Below are 21,186 nucleotides of genomic sequence, written 5' to 3'. Positions count from 1 at the left end.
CCCACCGGCGCGAGGGAAGGGGATGGTGTGACCTCCCATGACCTCGACGTCATCCTCCTGACCGGGTCCGGAGTCCTCATCCTGGCCGTCCTGGCCGTGCGCCTGTCCGTGGGCATCGGGCTGCCGTCCCTGCTCATGTACCTCGGGCTGGGCATCCTCATCGGCTACGACGGCGCCGGCGTCCAGTTCGCCGACGCGAACATCGCACTCGTCCTGGGCCTCTCGGCGCTGATCCTCATCCTCGCCGAGGGCGGCCTGACGACGAACTGGTCGACGATGCGGCCCGCACTGGGACTCGGCGTGCTGCTGGCGACGGTGGGCACGTCGATCTCGGTGGGGATCGTCGCCGCCGGCGCCCACTACCTGTTCGGCCTCGACTGGCAGCTGGCCGTCCTGATCGCGGCCGTCCTCTCGCCCACCGACGCCGCCGCGGTCTTCTCGGTGCTGCGCTCGGTCCCGCTGAAGTCGCGGGTGTCGGGCGTGCTGGAGACCGAGTCCGGCCTCAACGACGCGCCCATCGTCGTCCTCGTCACGGCGATCAGCGTGGGCGAGATCAACGACCACGGCGTCGGCGGGTTCCTCGCCCTGATCGTCTTCGAGCTCGTGATCGGCGCGCTGCTGGGCCTGCTGGTCGGCTGGGGCGGAGCCCGGCTGCTGCGCCGCGCGGCGCTGCCCGCGGCGGGCCTGTACCCGCTCGTCGTCTTCGCGGTCACGGTGCTCGCGTACGCCTCGGCCGCGCTGATCCACGCGAGTGGCTTCGCGGCGGTCTACGTGGCCGCCGTCGTGCTGGGCAACACCGAGCTGCCGCACCGCTCGGCCACCCGCTCGTTCGTCGAGGGGATCGGCTGGCTCGCCCAGATCGGCCTGTTCGTGATGCTGGGCCTGCTCGTGCACCCGAGCGACATCCAGGCGTGGCACATCGGCGCCGGCATCGGGATCGGCGCGCTGCTGACCTTCGTGGCGCGGCCGGCGTCCGTCGCGGCGTGCGCCGCGTGGTTCCGCGTCGGCTGGCGCGAGCAGCTGTTCATCGGCTGGGCCGGCCTGCGCGGCGCGGTGCCGATCGTGCTGGCGACGATCCCGCTCGCGAACGGCGTCACCCAGTCCATCGACCTGTTCAACATCACCTTCGTGGCGGTCGTGGTCTACACGATCGTGCAGGCCGCGCCGCTGCACCGCCTCGCGCGCTGGTGCGGGGTCGAGAGCGACCGCGGTCGCGACGTCGAGATCGACGCGGCGCCCCTCGAGCGGATCTCGGCCGACCTGCTGCAGATCCACGTGCCGTCCACCTCACGCCTCGCGGGCGTGGAGGTGGGCGAGCTCCGGCTGCCCGAGGGCGCCTCGGTGACGATGGTGGTCCGCGGCGACTCGACGCTCGTGCCCCACCGCACCACGCGCATCCGCGTGGGCGACGAGCTGCTCATCGTGACCACGCGCGACCTGCGCGAGGACGTGGAGCGACGGCTGCGCTCGGTGGCGCGCCACGGCCGTCTGGCCGGCTGGGACGTCGACCCGCGACGCCGCGACGCGTGACTACGGCAGGGTGATCGTGGGGACGCACACGGTGACGTCCTGCGAGGCCTTGAGCTTCGTGCCCGCCTTCTTGAGGCCCTGGTAGTCGGGCCCGATCAGCACCGAGATGCCGTCCTCGGTCTCGAAGTCGGCCTGGACGCGCTCGACCTTGCCCTTGAACTGGCGGGCGACGAGGCGCGCGCGGGGGTCGGCCGGGTCCTGGCTCAGCACCATGACGTTCTTGGGCTTGAGCTGGCCGGGGTTGTTCTGGGCGACGCCGCCGAGGAAGCCGCGGCGCTCGAGGTTGATCTTGACGCGGTTGGCGACGCCGGCGCGCTGGCTGGCGTTGTAGACGTGCACCATGACGAGGTTGCTGCTGAGCACCTCGCCCTTCGCGATCTTCTTGATCTCGCACGTCGGCTCGGCGGCGACCGGGTCGGGCTTGGAGAACGCCAGGTTGAGCCCCAGCGCGGTGCCCGCGACGAACACGCCCGCGGTGCCCAGGACGACCAGACGCTCCACGGCCTTGCTCATGACTGCTTCCCGATCGTGAAGACGCGCGCGTGGACCATGGTGCGCTGCTGCAGGGCCGCACGCAGGGCCCGGTGCAGACCGTCCTCGAGGAACAGCTCGCCCTTCCAGCCGACGACGTGGGCGAACAGGTCGCCGAAGTACGTCGAGTCGGTGTCCAGCAGCGTCTCGAGGTCGAGGGTGGTCTTGGTGGTGGTGAGATCGTCCAGGCGCACCTGGGTCGGCGCGATGGCAGCCCAGTCACTCTGGGTCAGTCCATGGTCGGGGTACGGCCGCCCGTCCCCCACGCGGCGAAAGATCACCCGGTCAGTCTAAGGGGCGCCTCACAGCCGCCCGGTCACCACGGGATCCGTGGTGTGCCTCCCGCACCGCGCGGAGCCCTGGCGCGACGGCCGTGGGGAACTAGCCTGAGCACATGACCGAGACCGATCCCTCCGCCGACGAGGTCGCCGCGGCCGCCCGGGCCGCCGCCGAGGCGAAGGCCGCCGCCGAGGAGGCCCAGCGCCGCGCGGACGAGCTGGCCGCCGCGGCCGAGCAGGCGCAGGCCAGGGCCGCCGAGCATGTCGAGGCTCCCGCGCCCGAGGCTCCGGCCACGGACAGCGAGCAGGCAGCGCAGATCCGCGCCGGCTACGCGTTCGAGGGCCCGGCGCTGGAGATCGGCGCGCTGGTCGAGAACGGCGAGCCGCGCGCCGACGTCCCGGTGCGCATCCCCTTCGGCATGCTCAACCGCCACGGACTCGTCGCGGGCGCCACGGGCACCGGCAAGACGAAGACCCTCCAGGTGCTGGCCGAGCAGGTCTCGGCCGGCGGCGTCCCGGTCTTCGCGGCCGACATCAAGGGCGACCTCTCGGGCATCGCGACCCCCGGCGCCTCGAACGAGAAGCTGCTCGCCCGCACCGCGAGCATCGGACAGGACTGGCAGGCCACCGCGTTCCCCACCGAGTTCTACGCCCTCGGCGCGAAGGGCACGGGCGTCCCGATCCGCGCCACCGTGGAGTCGTTCGGCCCGATCCTGCTGTCGAAGGTCCTCGACCTCAACACCACGCAGGAGTCCTCGCTGTCGCTGGTCTTCCACTACGCGCGCAAGGCCGGGCTGCGCCTCGTGACGCTGGAGGACCTGCGGGCCGTCGTGGCGTTCCTCGACAGCGCCGAGGGCAAGCCCGAGCTCAAGGCGATCGGCGGCCTCTCCAGTGCGACCGTGGGCGTGATCCTGCGCGAGCTCGTCACGTTCGCCGACTCCGGCGCCGACGTGTTCTTCGGTGAGCCCGCGTTCGAGGTCGCCGACGTGCTGCGCACCGACGCCGACGGCCGCGGCATCGTCTCGCTGCTCGAGGTCCCGGGCGTGCAGGACCAGCCGCAGCTGTTCTCGACCTTCCTCATGTACCTGCTGCGCGAGCTGTTCTCGACACTGCCCGAGGTCGGCGACACCGACCGCCCGAAGCTGGTCTTCTTCTTCGACGAGGCCCACCTGCTGTTCAAGGGCGCGTCGAAGGACTTCCTCGAGATCGTCGTGCAGACCGTGCGGCTCATCCGGTCGAAGGGCGTCGGCATCTTCTTCGTCACCCAGACGCCGAAGGACGTGCCCGACGACGTGCTGGCCCAGCTCGGCTCGCGCGTCCAGCACCAGCTGCGCGCCCACACGCCGCAGGACGCGAAGGCGCTCAAGGCGACGGTCTCGACCTACCCGCACTCGGGCTACGACCTCGAGGAGGTCCTGACCCAGCTGGCCACGGGCGAGGCGATCGTGACCGTCATGAACGAGAAGGGCGCGCCGTCGCCCGTCGCATGGACGCGCGTCCGCGCCCCGCAGGGGTCGATGGAGCCGACCGACGCCGCCGCGATGACCACCGCCGTGGCCGCCTCCCCTCTCGCCGCCAAGTACGCGGCGGTCGCGTCCACCGGGGGCGCGGCCGAGGCGATGGCCGAGCGCACCCGCGCCGCCACGGAGGCCGCCACCGCCGAGGCCGAGCGCAAGCGCGCGGCCGAGGAGGCCGAGAGACTCGAGAAGGACCTGGCCCGCGAGCGCCCCACCGGCACGCGCGCGAAGAGCCGCAGCCGCGGCTCGAACCGGATGTCGCCCATGGACCGGGCGATCGGGGAGGCGAGTCGCACCGCCGCCCGCGAAATCATCAAGGCGATCTTCAAGAAGAAGCGGTGATCACATGTCGGGGGCAGTGAAGGCAGCAGCGGGAGTCGTCCTGTCGATGGGGCTCGTCGCCCCGGCGCTGGTCAGCGTGCCGGCGCAGGCGGCGGATTCGGACTACACGACGCGCAAGGTCGTCATCGGCACGAGCCACCAGGGCCGCAGCATCGTGGCCTTCTACCGCGGCGCGAAGAAGCCGAAGCGGGTCCTGCTCATCCTCGGGCAGATGCACGGTGACGAGCCGGCCGGCCGCAAGACCGCCCAGCACGCCGTCAAGCGCGTCAGGCCGAAGGCCGGCACGGGGCTGTGGATCATCCCGACGATGAACCCCGACGGCGCCGCCCGCAAGACGCGCACGAACGCGCGCGGCGTGGACCTCAACCGCAACTGGCCGACGAGCGGCTGGATCCGCGGCACGAAGGGCTCGCGCACCTACGGCGGTCCGAAGAAGGCCAGCGAGCGCGAGACACGCACGATGATGAAGTTCCTCAAGAGCCAGCGGCCGGACTACATCGTCTCCCTGCACCAGCCGCTGCACGGCGTCGGCAGGTCGGGCAAGGATGCGGCCTTCGAGAAGCGGCTGGCGAAGGAGCTCAAGCTCAAGCGCAAGCACTTCGGCGTCGCGCAGGGCAAGGGCACCTCGCCCACGCTCACCGGCTGGTACAACCGCTACCTCGCGAAGCACGGCACGGCGATCACGGTGGAGTACGGGGCGAAGCCGTCCTCGGGCTACGTGAAGGGGGCCAGCCGCGCGATCATGCGCGCGGCGCGCGTGCACCCCTAGGAACGCAAGGACCCCTCGCGTACCCGGCAGGGACCACTGACCCTTGCTGCATTCCTGCCCTGGGGGAGTTGGGTGATGTGCCGCCACGCGAGGGGCTGGTCACCACTATACGAGTCCGGACGTGAGCGCCCGAGGCGGGAGCCCGAACTCGCCGGGGCGATCTGCACAGGATCTTCACGATTCGTCCCCACGATCCGGCGACCCGGGCTCCTAGGTTGGGACTCATGACAGGACGTCGCATCCTGCTCGTCGAGGACGAGCCCACCATCGGGACCGCCGTGACCGACCGGCTGACCGCCCACGGCCACGAGGTCGTGCGGGCGTGGGACGGGCCCGGCGCGGTGGCGGCGTTCGAGCAGCACGACCCCGATCTCGTGGTGCTGGACGTGATGCTGCCGGGCTTCGACGGGCACGAGGTGTGCCGCCGCATCCAGGCCGTGCGGCCGGTGCCGGTCCTCATGCTCACGGCGCGTGACGACGAGGCCGACGTGCTCGTGGGCCTCGCAGTCGGGGCCGACGACTACCTGACCAAGCCGTTCCGCATGCGCGAGCTGGTGGCGCGGGTGTCCGCGCTGCTGCGGCGGGTCGACCGGGCGGCCGAGCTGGCCGCGTCCGCGCAGGGCTCGGTGCGCGAGTGGGGCGACCTGCGCCTCGACGTCGGCGCCCGGCGGGTGTGGGTGGCGGACGAGGAGATCCACCTGACGCCCACGGAGTTCGACCTGCTGGTCTGCCTGGCCGCCGCGCCCGGCGACGTGCTCTCGCGCGAGCGGCTGCTGGCCGAGGTGTGGGGCTGGGCCGAGGCCTCCGGGACCCGCACCGTCGACAGTCACGTGAAGGGCCTGCGCGCCAAGATCGGCGCCGACCGGATCCGCACGGTGCATGGCGTCGGCTACGCGCTCGAGGTCACCTCATGACGCGGCCGCTGGACCCCATCGGATCGGTCAAGGTCAAGCTGGGCCTGCTCGTCGCGGCGAGTGTCCTGGTGGCCTCGATCGTGGCCACCGTGGGCGCCGCCGGTGGCGTGCCGATCTGGCTGAGCATCCCCGTGACGATCGCGCTGGCCCTCGCGGTGACCCAGCTGCTGGCGTCCGGCATGACCTCGCCCCTGCGCCAGATGACCGCGGCCGCCGCGCGAATGGCGCGCGGCGACCACAGCACCCGCATCACCGACACCTCGCGCGACGAGATCGGCGAGCTGGCCCGCGCCTTCAACCGGATGGCCGCCGACCTCGAGCAGGTCGACCGGCAGCGCCGTGACCTCATCGCGAACGTCAGCCACGAGCTGCGCACGCCCCTCACGGCCATGTGCGCGCTGCTGGAGAACCTCGCCGACGGCGTGAGCGAGCCCGACCCGGCCACCCTGCGCAGCGCGCTGGCGCAGGCCGAGCGGCTCTCGGACCTCGTGGCCGACCTGCTCGACCTGTCCCGCGTGGACGCCGGGGCGGTACCGCTGCACGTGGAGCCGGTCGTCGTGGGCGAGCTGCTCGCGTCCGCGGCCGACGAGTTCCAGTACGGCGACCGCGACGTCGAGGTCACGGTGGACGTCGAGCCCGCCGACCTCACCGTCGACGCCGACGCGGCCCGGCTGCGCCAGCTCGTGGCGAACCTCGTCGACAACGCCACCCGGCACTCGCCGGCGGGCGGCACGGTGTCGATCCGGGCGCGGCTCGTCGACGCCGGCTGGCTGCTCGAGGTGGCCGACGAGGGCCCCGGCGTCGCGCCGGACTCCCGCGCCCGCGCGTTCGAGCGGTTCGGCACCCTCGCCGAGACCGAGGGCGGCGGCGGCACCGGCCTGGGCCTCGCCATCGCCCGGTGGGTCACCGACCTGCACGGCGGGACGATCCGCTTCGTCGACCCCGAGCCCGGCCACTCCGGCGCGCGCGTCCACGCCGTCCTGCCGCTCGCCGCACCCCCGACGCCTGACCGCGCCCCCGTGGCCGCACCGAAGGAGATCCCCGTGACCGACACCTCCACACCGACGCCGCCGTCGCCGTCCACCCCGCCGCCCCTCCCGTCCATGACGGACTCGCTCTTCGGGGGCCTGTGGCCCGACCGTGGCGAGCCCGGACGACCGCGCCTGCTCGCGTGGGCCGTCGGGGTCGGCGTGCTCGCCGGCATCGCCCTGCCGTTCCACGACCTCGGCCTCGGCACCTTCCTCGTCCTGATGGCGGCCGGCCTGCTGCTGTTCGCTGCCAGCCCGCGACGCCGTCGCCCGTTCACGATCGCGTGCGCCGTCCTGTGCACTCTCCTGGCCTCGACCGCGCTGCTGCGCGATGCCGAGTGGATCGTGATCCTGTGCCTCATGGCCGGGGGCGCGATCGCCACCATGGCGCTCACGGACGCGCGGAACGTGCCGGGCTTCGTGATCTCGGCGATCTCGTGGCCGCTCGCCGGACTGCGCGGCATCCCGTGGCTCGGCCGCACAATGCGGATGCTCACCGGCACCGGTCACGGCATCGCCGTGGTGCGGACCGTGCTTTGGTCGGTCCTCGGCCTGACGATCTTCGCCTTCCTGTTCATGTCGGCCGACGCGCTGTTCGCCGAGTGGTTCAGCGGCCTCGTGCCCGACTTCGGCTCGGCCGACTTCGCGGTCCAGGTGTTCGTCGCGATCGCCGTCGGCGGCATCGCCCTGGCCGGCACCTACCTCGCGCTCAACCCGCCGGAGGTGGACACGGTCCGCTGGGAGACCTCGCCGGTCGCGAAGCGCTTCGAGTGGCTCGTGCCCGTGCTGGTGGTGGACGCGGTGTTCGTCGCCTTCCTCGTGTCCCAGGCCGCGGCGATCTTCGGCGGCCGCGACTACTTCGAGCGCACGACCGGCCTGACCTACGCGGAGTACGTGCACCAGGGCTTCGGCCAGCTGACGGTCGCCACGGCGCTGACGCTGTTCGTGGTCTGGGCCGCGTCGCGCAAGGCGTCGCACGAGACGGCCGCGGACCGGACGTGGCTGCGCGTCGCACTGGGCCTGCTGTGCGTCATGACGCTGCTGGTGGTGGCGTCGGCGCTCAACCGGATGGCGCTCTACCAGGAGGCCTACGGCTTCACGCAGCTGCGACTGCTGGTCGACGTCTTCGAGGGCTGGCTGGGCCTGCTGGTGCTCGCCACGATCGCGGCCGGCTGGCGGCTGCGCGCCACCTGGCTGCCGCGGTTCGGCCTGATCAGCGGCGCGGTGCTGCTGCTGGGGATCGCGGCGATCAACCCCGACGCGTGGATCGCCGACCACAACCTCGACCGCTATGAGAGCACCGGACAGGTCGACTGGTGGTTCCTGTCACAGCTGTCGGACGACGCGGTCCCCACGCTCGAGTCCCGCCTCGGGAGCGAGAGCGAGTGCGCCCTGACCACCGACCGTCGCGACGACGCGTCGTGGCTCGAGTGGAACCTCGGCCGCAGCCGCGCCGAGGCCCTCGGGGTCGAGACGGACACCGTCCCGGACTACGCATCGGCCTGCCCGGGACAGACCGACGACTGAGGGACGGGCCCGATTCGCCCCGCGCGACCGGGTCCACGTAGACTCCTCGGCGGAGGATTCGCATAGTGGCCTAGTGCGCTCGCTTGGAAAGCGGGTTGAGTGAAAGCTCTCAGGGGTTCGAATCCCCTATCCTCCGCCACCGGAAGCCGGCTCAGGGAATCTCACCGAGATCCCGGGGGCCGGCTTCGCTGGTTCCCGGCGCCCGCCTGCCTGCTCAGAATGCGGACACCCTCGATCCGTGCCACCGTCTTTGCAGACCGAAACGGTCGGTGCACCCGCTCCGGCCGTCATCGAGGGAAGGGACCTGACATGTACTTCGGTGGATCCATCGCCCTGATCGCCATCGGCGCGATCCTCGCGTTCGCGGTGACCGATGCCATCAACGGCGTCGACCTGACCATGGTCGGCTACATCTGCATGGCGGCCGGTGCCCTGGGCATCGTGCTCAGCCTGATCGTCAACAGCCGCCGCGACCACGCCGTGCGCGACACCCGTCGCGACGACCTGCCGCCGGCGCGCTGAGTCACCCACCTCGCACGTCCGGTTCAGCTGGCGGAAGCATCTGCCGCCAGGGGGTGTTGAACCGGACATGCGCGGTGAATACAAGGTCCCGGGCGGCAAGCTCGTCGCGGTCGACCTCGAAGTCCAGAACGACCGGCTCGTCGACGTCAGCGTCTCGGGGGACTTCTTCCTCGAGCCCGAGGAGGCTCTCCTCGACGTCAACGCGGCGCTGACCGGCCTCTCGGTCGACGCGTCCGTCGACCAGCTCACCTCCTCCATCACCGGGGCGGTCGGCCCCGAGACCGCCTTCATCGGCTTCACGCCCGAGGCCGTCGGCATCGCCGTCCGCCGGGCGCTCGGCAAGGCCACCGGCTGGCACGACCACACGTTCGACGTCATCGGCCCCGTCACGATGGACCCGGCGATGCACGTCGCCCTCGACGAGATCATCGGCCGCGAGGTCGCCGACGGCACCCGGCCGCCCACGTTCCGCATCTGGGACTGGGACAGCCCGCTCGTCGTGATCGGCTCCTTCCAGAGCTACGTCAACGAGATCGACGCCGAGGGCGCGGCGAAGCACGGCATCGACGTCGTGCGCCGCGTCTCCGGTGGTGGCGCGATGTTCATGGAGCCCGGCAACTGCATCACGTACTCGCTCGTCGTCCCCGGGTCGCTCGTCGAGGGGCTGAGCTTCGAGCGCTCGTACTCCTTCCTCGACGACTGGGTCATCGAGGCGCTCGCCGAGGTCGGCGTGAACGCGCGCTTCGTGCCGCTCAACGACATCGCCAGCGACGCCGGCAAGATCGGCGGCGCCGCGCAGAAGCGCTTCGCCGGCGGCTCGGTGCTGCACCACGTGACGATGGCCTACGACATCGACGCCGACAAGATGACCGAGGTGCTGCGCATCGGCCGCGAGAAGATGAGCGACAAGGGCACCCGCTCGGCCAACAAGCGCGTCGACCCGATGCGCTCGCAGACCGGCCTGTCCCGCGAGGCGATCCTCGACAGCTTCCTCGAGACGTTCCGCCGCCGGTACGCCACGCACGACTCGGAGTACACCGAGGCCGAGCTCAGCGAGGCCAAGCGCCTCGTCGAGGAGAAGTTCTCGACGCGCGAGTGGACCCACCGCGTGCCCTGACCCCGCCCCCGCCCCGCCCGAGCCACTGAGTTTCCGCGAGTGGCGCAAAACGGCCCGCCACTCGGCGAGTGGCGGGCGTTTCTGCGCCACTCGCGACCCCGGTTTGCACCACTCGGCGTGCGGGGAGGGGGACGGGCGCGCCAGCACAGACGACGAGACCCGCCGAGCAGCGCTCGGCGGGTCTCGTCGTGAAGGCTGGATCAGCCGATCGGGTCGAACACGTCGTGATCGCCGACCGTGGCGGCCAGGCGCGCCCGGTGGAACTCGCCGTCGCCGATCAGGTGCTCGATCGCGAGCAGACGGCTGGCGTAGTGGCCGACCGAGTACTCGGCGGTCATGCCGATGCCGCCGTGCAGCTGGATCGCGTCGAGGCCGATGTGGCGACCGGCCACGCTGACCTGCAGCGCCGCGTGCGAGGCGGCCGTGGCCAGCTGCTCGGGCGTGGTGTCCTCGTCGGCCGCGACGATCGTGGCCCACGTGATCGTGCTGCGGGCCAGCTCGAGGGCGACGTACATGTCCGCGGCGCGGTGGTTGAGCGCCTGGAACGTGTTGAGCGTGACGCCGAACTGCTTGCGCGTCTTGAGGTAGCCGACCGTGGTGGTCAGGGCCGTCTCCATCGCGCCGAGCGCCTCGTGGGCGTAGGCGATGCGCGCGCGGTCGAGGGCGACCTCGAGCGCGGCGGTCTGGTCGCCGCCCTCGCCCAGCTGCACCGCGGGGGTGTCGCCGAACGTGACGGTGGCGGCGCGGCTGCCGTCGTTGGTGCGGACGGTCTCGACCGCCGTGGCGCCCTCGACGAGGAACACGCCGGTGCCGCCCTCGGGCAGCGCGGCCGTGACCAGCAGCAGGTCGGCACGCTCGGCCTGGACCACGGGGGCCTTCACGCCGTTGAGCTTGCCGTCGGCGAACGTCACCGACGCCTGCGTCGACCAGCGCTTGCCGGGCTCGAGCCAGGCCAGGATCGGCAGGACCTCGCCGCCGGCGATGGCGTCGACGTACTGCTTCTTCTGCTCGTCGGTGCCGAGCGCCTCGATGAGGCCGCCGGCCAGCACGATCGCCTCGACGAACGGGTCGGGCGCGATGACCTTGCCGAGCTCCTCGGCGGCCAGCGAGACCTCGACGGGCGAGGCCTCGAACGGCAGGCTCAGCACGCCCATCTCGGCGAGCTTGTCCCACGCGGCGAAGCCGGGCTCGGTCTTGGTGACCTCGCGACGGGCCTCGGAGGACTCGTAGACGTTGGTGATCAGGCCACGGACGGCCTTGACGAGAGCCTTCTGCTCCGAATCGATGGTGAAGTCCATGTCACAGTCCCAGGATCGTGCCGGCGATGATCTGGCGCTGGATCTCGTTGGATCCGCCGTAGATCGACACCTTGCGGTTGTTGAGGAAGACGCGGGTGTCGCGGCTGGTGATGGCCGCGGGACCCTCGAGGTCGACGAGCAGGTCCGAGACGGCCTGCGTCAGCTGCGAGCCCTTGATCTTGAGCACGCTCGACGCGGGGTGCGGCTTGTCGCCGGAGGAGCCGGCGGCCACGCGCAGAGCGGTGAGCTCGAGCGCGGTGAGCTGGTTCTCGATGTCGGCGATGCGCGAGGCGTACTGCTCGAACACGCCCTGCTCCTTGGCCTTCTTCTTGGCCGAGGCCAGGTGCAGCTGGCTGTCACCGACGCGGGCGATGCCCACGCGCTCGTTGCCGAGCAGGAACTTGGCGTAGGTCCAGCCCTTGTTCTCCTCGCCGACGAGGTTCTCGGCGGGGACGCGCACGTTGTCGAAGAAGACCTCGTTGACCTCGTGGCCACCGTCGATCAGCTCGATCGGGCGGACCGTGAGGCCCTCCGACTTCATGTCGATCAGCAGGAAGCTGATGCCCATCTGCTTCTTGGGCGCATCGGGATCGGTGCGGACGAGGGTGAAGATCCAGTCGCCGTACTGGCCGAGCGTGGTCCACGTCTTCTGGCCGTTGACGACGTACTCGTCACCGTCGCGCACGGCGGTGGTGCGCAGGCCGGCGAGGTCGGAGCCGGCGTCGGGCTCGGAGAAGCCCTGGCTCCACCAGATGTCGAGGTTGGCGGTCGCGGGCAGGAAGCGCTCCTTGAGCTCCTGCGAGCCGAAGGTCGCGATGACCGGGCCGACCATCGAGGCGTTGAACGCGAGCGGCGGCATGACGCCGGCCAGCTGCATCTCCTCGTGCCAGATGTGGCGCTGGAGCTGGGTCCAGTCCTTGCCACCCCACTCGACCGGCCACCCGGGCACGGCCAGTCCGCCGGCGTTGAGCGCCTGCTGCGAGCGCACGATCTGGTCGCGCGTGAGCTCGCCGCGGTTGATCACGGCGTCGCGGATCTCCTGCGGAACCTGGGTGGTGAAGAACTCACGCATCTCCTCGCGGAATGCCTGGTCCTCGGCTGACAACTGAAGTCTCATGAAGTGCCCCTTCGCACTAAGCGCTTGCTTAGCATCGAGAATACTGTGCAACTGCCGTTGACACCAGTGAGTCACTTCCGCTTCGACTTGGCTCGGAAGGGGCCCACCAGACGTGGTCCGGACAGCCGGCGCTCGAGCCGCTTGGTCTCGCGTCCGAGCGGTTGAGCAGCATACTCACCGAGGATGACACCGGCGGCCAGCGCCACCGCCACCGCCATCGCGGTGATGCCGGCGAAGATGCCCGACAGGCTCTCCTCGGCCAGCTGGGCGAGCGAGCGGTAGATCGTCAGGCCCGGCAGCAGCGGGACGATCGCCGGCACCACCATCACCAGCGCGGGGATGCGCAGCCGACGCGAGGCGGGATAGCTGACGACGCCGATGAGGAACGCGGCCATGCCGGCGGCCCAGGGCCGGTCGAGGCCGTTCTGGAACATCGCGGCCGAGAACGCGCCGGCGCCCGCGCCGATGGCCGCGATGACCGGCACCGAGGTCCAGGGTGCGTACGACTGCACCGCGAAGCCGGCGGCCGCGATCGCCGCGCCGATCGTGACGAACGGCAGGTGGGAGAGGTCGGGCCAGCTGGTGCCCGAGCCGAGGTCGACGCCGAGCATCCGGCCCACCATGAGTCCGCCCGAGACGCCGGCGACGATGCCGCCCGTCGCGAGCACGACCTCGAGCAGCCGCGCCACGGCCGTCAGGTGGTAGCCCGTGAGCGCGTCCTGGATCGCGCCCATGAGGCCCAGTCCGGCCAGCAGCACGACGATGTTGGCCGCGATGACGAGCGACGGCGGCGACGGCACCTGGAGCGCCGCGGCGGACACGGCGATGAGCGAGGCGCACAGGCCGCCCACCACCTGGATGTAGAAGTCGGGCAGCCGCCGGACCTCGAGCGGCCGTCGGACGACCTCGATCACGACGGCGGCCAGGAGGGCGATCGCCGTGACCAGCGCGCCGCCGCCGAGCATGAGGGCGACTCCGGCGCCGACCGCGCCCGCCGCCCCGATCACGACCGAGCGCGGCCGCGCGTGACCGCTCGTCGCGATCGCGGCCAGCCGCGAGCGCGCCTCGTCGAGGTCGACCTCGTCGTTCAGCAGGTCGCTCACGAGGCGGTCGATCGCGGTGACGTCCTCGAAGTCGGTCTCGCGGCGGACGACGTTGCGACGCAGGACCAGCGGAGGCTCGTCGAGCTGCTGGTCGTGGACCATCGTCAGCATGATGTGCGTGACGTCGACGTAGGTGCCGCGCAGACCGAGGTGACGGCAGATCGACGACATCGTCGCCGACACGTCGGCCGTGCCCGCGCCGTTGGACAGCAGCATCTCCCCCGCGCGCAGGGCGAGGTCCATGATGCGGAGAGTCTCCGGCGCCGAGGTGCTCATGGCTCCACCTTTCCTGATCGCCCACGAGGATGCCGCGTACCCCCGAACCGGTCCGCCTTCTGGGCCTAGGGTGGGGGTCCGAGCAGCGCGAGGAGGACCGATGACCGGCTGGACCGAGGACATCCTGGGCGACCCGTACGAGCGGCGCACGATCGACCTGGGCACCGATCCCGACGGCGAGGGCGAGATCACCGCGACCCTCGTCCGCCGCCGGTTCGAGGGCGAGCCGCGGGCGGCGCTGGTCTACGTGCACGGCTTCAGCGACTACTTCTTCCAGACCGAGCTCGCCGAGTTCTACGCCGACCGAGGGTTCGCCTTCTACTCCGTCGACCTGCGCAAGTGCGGCCGGTCACTGGGCCAGGGCCACACGCCGCACTACGTCTCCGACCTCGCGCTGTACGACCGCGAGCTCGACGAGACCCTGCGTACCGTGCGCGCCGAGGTGCCCGACGTGCCGATCGTGCTGTCGGCGCACTCCACGGGCGGCCTCGTGCTGCCGCTGTGGCTCGACCGGCTCAACCTCGAGCCCGGCGGCGCGCGCGGACGCGGCATCGCCGGCCTCGTGCTCAACAGCCCGTGGTTCGACCTCCAGGGCGCGCCGTGGATGCGCTCGATCGGCACGCAGGCGATCCGGGCGTTCGCGCAGATCCGCCCCAAGGACCGGATGCGACTGCCGCTCGCCGAGGCCTACGGCGTCAGCCTCTACCGCGAGCACGGTGGCCTGTGGGACTACGACCTCGCGTGGAAGCCGCTCGCCGGCTTCCCCGTGACCTACGGCTGGCTCACGGCGGTGCGGCGCGGCCACGCGGTCCTGCACCGCGGTCTCGACGTCGGCGTGCCCTCGCTCGTGCTGCGGTCGCACCGGTCGTGGTTCAGCTTCAAGCACCACGAGAAGACCGACACGTCCGACGCGGTGCTCGACGTGCGCCAGATCGCGCGGTGGTCGGGCTGCCTCGGCGGCGACGTCACCTCGCTGCAGGTGCGGAACGCCCGCCACGACGTCTACCTCTCGAACGACGACCCGCGCGCCGAGGCCTACCGGCTCACCGGCGAGTGGCTCGACCGCTGGATCCCGTGACGCGCACGATCGGGTTCGACCTGGACATGACGCTGATCGACTCGCGTCCGGGGATCCGCGCGGTGTACGAGGAGCTGTCGCGCCAGACGGGCGTGGCGATCGACGCCGAGCTGGCGGTGACGCGCCTCGGGCCGCCGCTCACGTGGGAGCTCGAGCACTGGTTCCCCGCCGAGACCGTGCCCGAGATGTTCACGCGGTACCGCGCGATGTACCCCGAGATCGCGATCCCCCGCGTGCTCGCGATGCCCGGGGCGGCCGAGGCGCTCGCCGCCGCACGCGAGCTCGGCCGCGCCATCGTCATCACCGCGAAGGCCGGTCCGAATGCCGTCCTGCACCTCGAGCACCTCGGGCTGCCCCACGACGCGGTGATGGGCGACGCCTGGCGCCAGCAGAAGGCCGAGGTCCTCGTGCGCGAGTCCGCCGACACCTACGTCGGCGACCACGTGCACGACATGGACGCGGCCCGGATCGCCGAGGTGAGGGGCCTCGCCGTGACCACCGGACCGAGCTCGGCCGAGGAGCTCCGGGCGGCCGGCGCGCGGCACGTGGTGGCGTCGTTGGTCGAGGTCCCCGCCCTGCTCCAAAGCTGAGGAACCCGTCAGTTTCCGGGACGCATGTTCCTGATGTGACATAAAGTGCGAGCGTTCGGGGTGAGCCCGCCCCTCCTCCTCTTTTCCTCTGGAGCCCCCGCGTGCCCACGCCCTCGCGCCTTCTCGTGCCGTTCGTCACCGCCCTGCTGATCGGAGCCTCGGCTCCCGCGTTCGCCGAGGAGACGGTCACCGCCGACCCGGTCGCCGACGCGACCGTCGAGCCCTCCACCGAGCCGACACCGGAGGCCGAGCCGACCGAGGAGCCGACCGCCGACCCCGAGCCGACGGCGGAGCCCTCCGCCGAGCCCGAGTCCGAGCCCACGGCAGAGGCCACCGCGGCTCCGGAGAAGAAGGCCGCCCCCACGCTCGAGCCGAAGCGGGCCCGCCAGGCCGTCGTTGCGGCGCCGAGCACCGTCGTCTCCGCCACCGAGCTGACCGACGCGCTCGCCGCCTGCGAGCCCGGCGACACGATCACCCTCGGCGCGGACATCACCACCTCGAGCACGTTGGCCGTCCCGTGCGACCTCACCCTCGACCTGGCCGGACGGGCGCTGCGCGCCTCCGGCATCGAGATCGGCATCGGCCGCCACCTGAGGATCGACGACTCCGCCACCGGCGGCTCGATCGTCACCTCCCGCACCGGCAGCAACGAGGCCGGCATCCGGTCCACCGACGCCCGACTGACGATCGACGGCGGCACCATCACCGCCACGGGCGGACACGCCGGAGCCGGCATCGGAGGCGGTCTCAACGACGGTCGCAACGGTGGCAACGGCGGCACCATCGTCATCAATGGCGGCACCATCACCGCCACCGGAGGCAGCTGGGCCGCGGGCATCGGTGGCGCCGGCTGGGGTGCCGGCGGCACCATCGCCATCAACGGCGGCACCATCACCGCCACCGGAGGTGAGTTCGGTGCGGGCATCGGCAGCGGATACAACCGGGGCTTCACGTCGATCTCGATCACCGGCGGCACCGTCGAGGCCCGCGCCGGCAGCGAGGCCTCCGCGATCGGAGCCGCGCGCGACGGCTACTTCGGGGGCTCGCCCATCGCGATCGGAGCCGGCGCCCACGTGAGCGTGACGGCCGGCTCGTCGTCCTCCGCCGTCGGGCTGCCCGGGGCCGGCTACAACGTGGGCCCGTTGACCGTCGACGGCACACTGCACGTCGCCTCCGGTCACCTCGACGCCTCCACGTTCTCGTCGTTCCGCATCGGCGCGACGGGAGCGGTGCTGGGGTCGGAGGCCACGCCGGCCGACGGCCCCGCGATCGTCGGTAGCGGACGCATCGACAACGAGGGCGTCCTCGTCGCCGGCAGCCTCGCCGAGGGCGTGCGCGTGGCCGGCCACCACTACCGTCTGACCTTCGACTCCGCCCGCGGCCCGGCGCTCGACCCGCTGACCGTCATGGCTCCGACCGTCGAGGACGGGCTCGCGACCCTGCCCGAGCCCTCGAAGCCCGGTCTGACCTTCGCCGGCTGGCAGCGCGACGGTGAGCCGTTCGACGCCACCACGAGCCTGGGCGACGGAACCGCCGACGGCATGCCCGTCACCGTCGCGCTCACCGCGCGTTGGGTCGTGCGCACCACGACCGACCTCGACACCGCCCTCGCCACGTGCCCCGACGAGACCATCGCCCTGGGCGCGGACCTCACCGTCGGCTCCTCGGTGAACGTCGCCTGCGACGTCACCCTCGACCTGGCGGGACACGACCTCACGGTCTCCGGCGTCACGATCGACGCCGACCGCACCCTCACCGTGGACGACTCCGAGGGCGACGGCACGCTCGTCTCGACGTCTCCCGACACGGCGGGCATCCGCACCACCGGCGCCGCCCTCGTGATCGACGGTGGCACCGTCCGCGCCACGGGCGGCAGCGGCTCCGCGGGAATCGGCGGTGGCAGTCACCAGTCCGGCGGCACGACCACGATCAACGACGGCACCGTCGAGGCCTCGGCCGGCCAACACGGCGCCGCGGGCATCGGCGGCGGGTACGCCGGAACCGGCGGCACGATCACGATCGAGGGCGGCGCCGTCTCGGCGCGCAGCTCGTGGGACGGCGCGGCGATCGGCGGCGGCACCGGCGCCTCCGCGGGAGACATCTCGATCCACGGCGGCGACGTCACCGCGACGACGTTCGAGGGCGTCGGGTCCGGCATCGGCGGAGCCTGGATGAGCCAGGGCGGCACCGTCCGCATCACCGGAGGGACGGTGACGTCGACTGCCGCCGACGGTGGCGCCGGCATCGGATCCGGTCGCAACGCCACGGGAGCCACGTCCGTCGAGGTCCTCGGCGGCACCGTGTCGGCGACGGGTGGCCGTTGGGCCCCCGGCCTTGGCTCGGGTCAGTCGACCTCCGCCGCGTCGAACGTCGAGATCGGCGCCGGCGCGGACGTCACCTCCATCGGCGGACCCGGCGCCGCCACGGTCATCGGTCACCCTGAGTCGGGTGCCCGAGGCGAAGTCACGATCGACGGCGTCGTCCGCGTGCCGTCCGGCGCCATCGACGTCTCCCGCAACGACCTCACGATCGGTGCGACCGGTCGCCTCGTCGGCACCACGGCCGATCCGACCGTCGGCGCCTCGATCACCGGCGACGGCACCATCGCGAACGGTGGCGTCATCGCCCTGACCGACGTCGCCGAGAGCATCGAGGTCACCGGCCACCACTACGACGTCATCGCGTCCACCGGCACCGTCACGATCTACGGACCCTCGGTGCAGGGCGGCTTCCGAGCCCTGCCCGCCGACCCCACGCGCGGCATCGACGTGTTCACCGGCTGGTCCCACGACGGCGACGCCTTCACCGCCACGACGAGCCTGCCGGGTGCGAGCGCCGACGGCTCGGCCGTGCGCGTCGAGCTCGAGGCCACCTGGGACGAGGGCGTCGCGGCGTTCGACATCGGCGACGCGGTCACGCTCGTCCCGAACGCCGAGCCGACCGCGGTCGCCCTCAGCCTGACCGACGGCGCGGGCGACCCCGTGAGCGTCGATCCGGCCGCCTGGGACGTGTCCGCCCCCGCGGGCGTCGAGCTGGAGCACGACGGCGAGGGCTGGCAGCTGAGCAGCACGGCCCCCGGCACGGGCACCGTGACCGCCTCGGTCGAGCAGGGCTCGCGCACCTACACCGCGACGCTCGAGGTCACCTCGCAGGCCGGCGCGCTCGACTCGATGACCCTGACCCGCACCGGCGATGCCGTCGAGGGCGGCACGATCACCGTGACCGCGACCGGCGCCGACGCGGCCGGGAACGACCTCGGCGACGTCTCGGACGACGTGACGTTCACCAGCTCGGTGGCCACCGACGTGATCGAGGGCAACCGCATCACCTTCCCGCACGCCTCACCGCACACGATCACGGCGACCCACGCGAACGGCACCACCGCGACGCTCGTCGTCGAGGTCGAGCCGGCCGCCGAGGTCCCGGTCGACGAGACCCCGGTGGACGAGACGCCCGTGGACGACGCGACGGACGCCGACGAGCCGGCGGACGAGCAGGAGACCTCGCAGGACGCGGCGAAGAAGGAGTCGGCGCTGGCCGGCACCGGCGGCACCACGTCGGCCTGGTGGCTCGCCTCCGGGCTGGCGCTGCTGGTCGCCGGAGGCCTGCTGGTCGGGCGCGTGCGGCGACGGTGACCGCTGTCGGGGCAGGCGTCTAGGGTGGTCTCCGTGGACGCACCCCTGGCGCTTTACCGCCGCTATCGGCCCGAGACGTTCGCCGAGGTCATCGGCCAGGATCACGTCACCCAGCCGCTGCGCCACGCCCTGTCGAACAACCGGGTCAACCACGCCTACCTGTTCAGCGGACCGCGCGGCTGCGGCAAGACCACCAGCGCCCGGATCCTGGCGCGCGCGCTCAACTGCGAGCGCGCGCCGATCTCCGATCCGTGCGGCGAGTGCCAGAGCTGCCGCGACCTCGCGCGCGGCGGCCCGGGCAGCATCGACGTGATCGAGATCGACGCGGCCAGCCACGGCGGCGTCGACGACGCCCGCGACCTGCGCGAGCGCGCGTTCTTCGCGCCCGTCAGCAGCCGCTACAAGGTCTACATCATCGACGAGGCCCACATGGTCTCGCCGCAGGGCTTTAACGCGCTGCTGAAGCTCGTCGAGGAGCCCCCGCCGCACCTGAAGTTCATCTTCGCCACGACCGAGCCCGACAAGGTCATCGGCACGATCCGCTCGCGCACGCACCACTACCCGTTCCGGCTCGTCCCGCCGAAGCTGCTGAGCGACTACATGCTCCAGCTGTGCCAGAGCGAGGGCGTCGGCCTCGAGCCCACCGCGCTCCCGCTCGTCGTGCGCGCCGGCGGCGGCTCGGTCCGTGACTCGCTCAGCGTGCTCGACCAGCTGCTCGCCGGCTCGGGCCCCGACGGCATCACCTACGACCTCGCGGTCCAGCTGCTGGGCTACACGCCCGACTCGCTGCTCGACGAGGCCGTCGAGGCGTTCGCGGCCGACGACGCCGCCACCGTGTTCGGCGTCGTCGACAAGGTGATCGAGTCCGGCCAGGACCCGCGCCGCTTCGCCGAGGACCTGCTCCAGCGGTTCCGCGACCTCGTGATCCTCAAGGCCGTGCCCACCGCCGTCGAGAACGGACTGCTCGAGACGCCCGCCGACCGCACGGCGGTGCTCCAGCGCCAGGTGGCGGGCTTCGAGCCCACCGAGCTCACCCGCGCGGCCGACCTCGTCAGCGAGGCGCTCACCGAGTTCCGCGGCGCCACCGCCCCGCGCCTCATGCTCGAGCTGATGTGCGCGCGCATCCTCGTGCCCGGCGCCGACAACTCGGTCGAGGGCTTCCACGCACGGCTCGACCGGCTCGAGCGGCGGCTCTCGGGCGCCGCTCCGGCTCCCGCGGCCGCACCTGCTCCTGCGGCCGCCGAGGCTCCTCAGCCCGCGGCGCCGGCCCCCACCCCGGAGCCTCCTGCCGCCCCGGAGACCACCTGGACCACCGAGGCCGTGAGTCCTGCGCCTCAGACACCCGAGCCTCAGGCGCCGACGCCCCAGCCGACTCCGGAGCCGACCCCGGAGCCCGCGCCGCAGCCCGCTCCCGTGGCGCCGCGGGTGCAGCCGCCCTCGGCCCCCGAGCCCGAGATCACCCAGCCGGCTCCCGCGCCCTCCGCGGCGCCCGGCCAGCTGACCACCGCCGACGTCCGCCGGATGTGGCCGCAGGTCCTCGAGCGCGTGCAGCAGCTGCGCCGGTTCACGTGGGTCATGCTCAGCCAGAACGCCCAGGTGGCCGCGCTCGACGGCTCCACCCTCACGCTCGCGCTGGTCAACACCGGCGCCCGTGACTCGTTCGTCAAGAGCGGCTCCGACCAGATCGTCCAGCAGGCGCTGTCGGACGTGATGGCGGTGCAGTGGCGCCTCGAGGCGATCGTCGATCCCTCGGCCACGCCCGCCGGCAGCACGCCGGCGCCCGCTGCCAGCGCACCGCCGGCCCCGGCCGCGCAGCAGGAGTCGCGCGTGCCCGAGTCGGTCCGCGACGCGCTGCGCCAGGGTCCCGTGCCGATCGAGCGCCTCGACCCCGACGCGGGCGTCGACCCCGACGACCCGGTCGTCGACGACGGCACGCAGGACGCCGAGGCACTGCTGGCCGAGCACCTCGGAGCCGAGATCATTGACGAGACCACCCACGGCTGACCCGAGCCCG

Annotated in this window: 16 protein-coding genes, 1 tRNA gene and 1 other RNA gene; 12 read left to right on the top strand and 6 right to left on the bottom strand. The window is 72.2% G+C overall.

Translation table 11 applies throughout. The features are described from left to right. Positions 1-27: 27 nt before the first annotated feature. Positions 28-1,530, top strand: a complete 1,503-nt coding sequence (locus ACK99Q_RS04890; protein WP_410185097.1) for a potassium/proton antiporter — start codon at positions 28-30, stop codon at positions 1,528-1,530. Here the strand turns inward: ACK99Q_RS04890 and ACK99Q_RS04885 are convergent, their stop codons facing one another. Next, positions 1,531-2,043: a LytR C-terminal domain-containing protein gene (locus ACK99Q_RS04885; RefSeq protein WP_179427592.1), complete on the bottom strand. Its 513-nt coding sequence runs from the start codon at positions 2,041-2,043 to the stop codon at positions 1,531-1,533. It lies immediately after the preceding gene. Beyond that, on the bottom strand, positions 2,040-2,342 hold the full coding sequence (locus ACK99Q_RS04880; RefSeq protein ID WP_179427590.1) for a type II toxin-antitoxin system VapB family antitoxin: 303 nt from the start codon (positions 2,340-2,342) through the stop codon (positions 2,040-2,042). Before ACK99Q_RS04880 ends, ACK99Q_RS04885 begins: the two co-directional genes overlap by 4 nt. Positions 2,343-2,455: 113 nt before the next feature. Between ACK99Q_RS04880 and ACK99Q_RS04875 the strand changes: the two genes are divergently transcribed. After that, a complete protein-coding gene (locus tag ACK99Q_RS04875) occupies positions 2,456-4,198 on the top strand; it encodes a helicase HerA-like domain-containing protein (protein ID WP_410185096.1) in 1,743 nt (580 codons plus the stop codon). A 4-nt stretch (positions 4,199-4,202) separates the two neighbouring features. Continuing rightward, positions 4,203-4,967, top strand: a complete 765-nt coding sequence (locus tag ACK99Q_RS04870; RefSeq protein ID WP_410185095.1) for a M14 family zinc carboxypeptidase — start codon at positions 4,203-4,205, stop codon at positions 4,965-4,967. A gap of 6 nt (positions 4,968-4,973) precedes the next feature. Here ACK99Q_RS04870 and ffs read toward each other — a convergent pair. After that, positions 4,974-5,064, bottom strand: an RNA gene (ffs, locus tag ACK99Q_RS04865) — signal recognition particle sRNA small type. A 127-nt stretch (positions 5,065-5,191) separates the two neighbouring features. On the opposite strand from ffs, the gene ACK99Q_RS04860 reads away from it, so the two are divergent. From ACK99Q_RS04860 to ACK99Q_RS04840, 5 genes are all read left to right on the top strand, one after another. After that, complete coding sequence (locus ACK99Q_RS04860; RefSeq protein ID WP_410185094.1) at positions 5,192-5,881, top strand: response regulator transcription factor; 690 nt, start codon at positions 5,192-5,194, stop codon at positions 5,879-5,881. After that, a complete protein-coding gene (locus ACK99Q_RS04855; RefSeq protein ID WP_410185093.1) occupies positions 5,878-8,436 on the top strand; it encodes a DUF4153 domain-containing protein in 2,559 nt (852 codons plus the stop codon). Before ACK99Q_RS04860 ends, ACK99Q_RS04855 begins: the two co-directional genes overlap by 4 nt. 51 nt (positions 8,437-8,487) lie before the next feature. After that, positions 8,488-8,575 (top strand) — tRNA-Ser (locus tag ACK99Q_RS04850). A 170-nt stretch (positions 8,576-8,745) separates the two neighbouring features. Beyond that, on the top strand, positions 8,746-8,958 hold the full coding sequence (locus tag ACK99Q_RS04845) for a DUF6458 family protein (RefSeq protein ID WP_078699515.1): 213 nt from the start codon (positions 8,746-8,748) through the stop codon (positions 8,956-8,958). A gap of 67 nt (positions 8,959-9,025) precedes the next feature. After that, entirely contained in the window at positions 9,026-10,075 is a 1,050-nt protein-coding gene (locus ACK99Q_RS04840; protein ID WP_410185092.1) for a biotin/lipoate A/B protein ligase family protein, read from the top strand. A 200-nt stretch (positions 10,076-10,275) separates the two neighbouring features. Here ACK99Q_RS04840 and ACK99Q_RS04835 read toward each other — a convergent pair whose 3' ends face one another. The 3 genes from ACK99Q_RS04835 to ACK99Q_RS04825 all read right to left on the bottom strand — a co-directional run bounded on the left by ACK99Q_RS04835 (position 10,276) and on the right by ACK99Q_RS04825 (position 13,869). Then, positions 10,276-11,373: an acyl-CoA dehydrogenase family protein gene (locus ACK99Q_RS04835; RefSeq protein WP_410185091.1), complete on the bottom strand. Its 1,098-nt coding sequence runs from the start codon at positions 11,371-11,373 to the stop codon at positions 10,276-10,278. Position 11,374: 1 nt separating this feature from the next. Continuing rightward, complete coding sequence (locus ACK99Q_RS04830) at positions 11,375-12,490, bottom strand: acyl-CoA dehydrogenase family protein (protein WP_410185090.1); 1,116 nt, start codon at positions 12,488-12,490, stop codon at positions 11,375-11,377. 71 nt (positions 12,491-12,561) lie between these two features. Further along, positions 12,562-13,869, bottom strand: a complete 1,308-nt coding sequence (locus ACK99Q_RS04825; RefSeq protein WP_410185089.1) for a threonine/serine exporter ThrE family protein — start codon at positions 13,867-13,869, stop codon at positions 12,562-12,564. A gap of 100 nt (positions 13,870-13,969) precedes the next feature. On the opposite strand from ACK99Q_RS04825, the gene ACK99Q_RS04820 reads away from it, so the two are divergent. The 4 genes from ACK99Q_RS04820 (at position 13,970) to ACK99Q_RS04805 (ending at position 21,176) form a co-directional block, all read left to right on the top strand. Continuing rightward, a complete protein-coding gene (locus ACK99Q_RS04820) occupies positions 13,970-14,947 on the top strand; it encodes an alpha/beta hydrolase (protein WP_410185088.1) in 978 nt (325 codons plus the stop codon). Next, entirely contained in the window at positions 14,944-15,537 is a 594-nt protein-coding gene (locus ACK99Q_RS04815) for an HAD family hydrolase (RefSeq protein ID WP_410185087.1), read from the top strand. The genes ACK99Q_RS04820 and ACK99Q_RS04815 overlap by 4 nt, the downstream gene beginning before the upstream one ends. 101 nt (positions 15,538-15,638) lie before the next feature. Continuing rightward, positions 15,639-19,172, top strand: a complete 3,534-nt coding sequence (locus tag ACK99Q_RS04810; protein ID WP_410185086.1) for a hypothetical protein — start codon at positions 15,639-15,641, stop codon at positions 19,170-19,172. A gap of 33 nt (positions 19,173-19,205) precedes the next feature. After that, complete coding sequence (locus ACK99Q_RS04805) at positions 19,206-21,176, top strand: DNA polymerase III subunit gamma and tau (RefSeq protein ID WP_410185085.1); 1,971 nt, start codon at positions 19,206-19,208, stop codon at positions 21,174-21,176. The last annotated feature ends 10 nt before the right edge of the window (positions 21,177-21,186 follow it).

The sequence above is a fragment of the Aeromicrobium sp. MLTX1 genome, from assembly GCF_046452335.1.
Classification (GTDB): domain Bacteria; phylum Actinomycetota; class Actinomycetes; order Propionibacteriales; family Nocardioidaceae; genus Aeromicrobium.
Note: the sequence above shows the minus strand (reverse complement) of the source record. Positions and strands in the feature narration are given on the sequence as shown.

Coding starts and splice junctions, on each gene's coding strand:
- ACK99Q_RS04885 (WP_179427592.1), bottom strand. CDS start 2,043: ATGAGCAAGGCCGTGGAGCGTCTGGTCGTCCTGGGCACCGCGGGCGTG.
- ACK99Q_RS04875 (WP_410185096.1), top strand. CDS start 2,456: ATGACCGAGACCGATCCCTCCGCCGACGAGGTCGCCGCGGCCGCCCGG.
- ACK99Q_RS04870 (WP_410185095.1), top strand. CDS start 4,203: ATGTCGGGGGCAGTGAAGGCAGCAGCGGGAGTCGTCCTGTCGATGGGG.
- ACK99Q_RS04860 (WP_410185094.1), top strand. CDS start 5,192: ATGACAGGACGTCGCATCCTGCTCGTCGAGGACGAGCCCACCATCGGG.
- ACK99Q_RS04855 (WP_410185093.1), top strand. CDS start 5,878: ATGACGCGGCCGCTGGACCCCATCGGATCGGTCAAGGTCAAGCTGGGC.
- ACK99Q_RS04845 (WP_078699515.1), top strand. CDS start 8,746: ATGTACTTCGGTGGATCCATCGCCCTGATCGCCATCGGCGCGATCCTC.
- ACK99Q_RS04840 (WP_410185092.1), top strand. CDS start 9,026: ATGCGCGGTGAATACAAGGTCCCGGGCGGCAAGCTCGTCGCGGTCGAC.
- ACK99Q_RS04835 (WP_410185091.1), bottom strand. CDS start 11,373: ATGGACTTCACCATCGATTCGGAGCAGAAGGCTCTCGTCAAGGCCGTC.
- ACK99Q_RS04830 (WP_410185090.1), bottom strand. CDS start 12,490: ATGAGACTTCAGTTGTCAGCCGAGGACCAGGCATTCCGCGAGGAGATG.
- ACK99Q_RS04825 (WP_410185089.1), bottom strand. CDS start 13,869: ATGAGCACCTCGGCGCCGGAGACTCTCCGCATCATGGACCTCGCCCTG.
- ACK99Q_RS04820 (WP_410185088.1), top strand. CDS start 13,970: ATGACCGGCTGGACCGAGGACATCCTGGGCGACCCGTACGAGCGGCGC.